Source organism: Ruminococcus sp. RTP21484sp1_RTP21281st1_A8_RTP21281_210402 (assembly GCF_040914025.1).
Taxonomy (GTDB): Bacteria; Bacillota; Clostridia; order Lachnospirales; family Lachnospiraceae; genus Blautia_A; species Blautia_A faecis.
Map to the genome: position 1 here is coordinate 1 of NZ_JBCPGE010000104.1, position 1004 is coordinate 1004.

1 rRNA gene is annotated in these 1004 nt (G+C 53.1%); it reads left to right on the forward strand.

The window, feature by feature from the left end:
* Positions 1-1004 (forward strand): 23S ribosomal RNA (locus tag AB5170_RS22440); the annotation flags it as partial.

Sequence of the window (1004 nt, forward strand, 5' to 3'; positions counted from 1 at the left end):
GTAATAGCTCACTGGTCGAGAGGCCCTGCGCCGAAAATGTCCGGGGCTGAAACGTACCACCGAAACTAAGGGATCCGAAAGGATCGGTAGAGGAGCATTGCATGCGGAACGAAGCAGTACCGTAAGGAGCTGTGGACTGCATGGAAGAGAGAATGCCGGAATGAGTAGCGAGATAAAGGTGGGAATCCTTTAGGCCGAATATCCAAGGTTTCCAGGGTAAAGCTGATCTGCCCTGGGTAAGTCGGGGCCTAAGGCGAGGACGAGAGTCGTAGCCGATGGACAACAGGTGGAGATTCCTGTACTGCGGTATGACAGAACTGTGGGGACACGTAAGGAAAGCGGAAGCCGGGAATGGAAAGCCCGGTGCAAGCAGGGTACCAGACACTCAGGCAAATCCGGGTGTCAATGGGAAGCTGTGATGCGGAGCGAAATACAAGTAGCGAAGTCCGTGAGCCATGCGTCAAGAAAAGCCGCTATTGTTTATACCGTACCCGTACCGTAAACCGACACAGGTGGATGAGGAGAGAATCCTAAGGCCGGCGGAAGAAGCATTGTCAAGGAACTCGGCAAAATGACCCCGTAACTTCGGGAGAAGGGGTGCCACTGAGAAGTGGCCGCAGAGAATAGGCTCAAGCAACTGTTTAGCAAAAACACAGGTCTATGCGAAACCGAAAGGTGAGGTATATGGGCTGACGCCTGCCCGGTGCTGGAAGGTTAAGAGGAGAGGTTAGCGCAAGCGAAGCTTTGAATTTAAGCCCCAGTAAACGGCGGCCGTAACTATAACGGTCCTAAGGTAGCGAAATTCCTTGTCGGGTAAGTTCCGACCCGCACGAAAGGCGTAATGATTTGAGCGCTGTCTCGACAATGCATCCGGTGAAATTGAAGTACCAGTGAAGATGCTGGTTACCTGCGCCAGGACGGAAAGACCCCATGGAGCTTTACTCCAGTTTGGTACTGGGGTCCGGTATTGCATGTACAGGATAGGTGGGAGGCTAGGAAGCAGT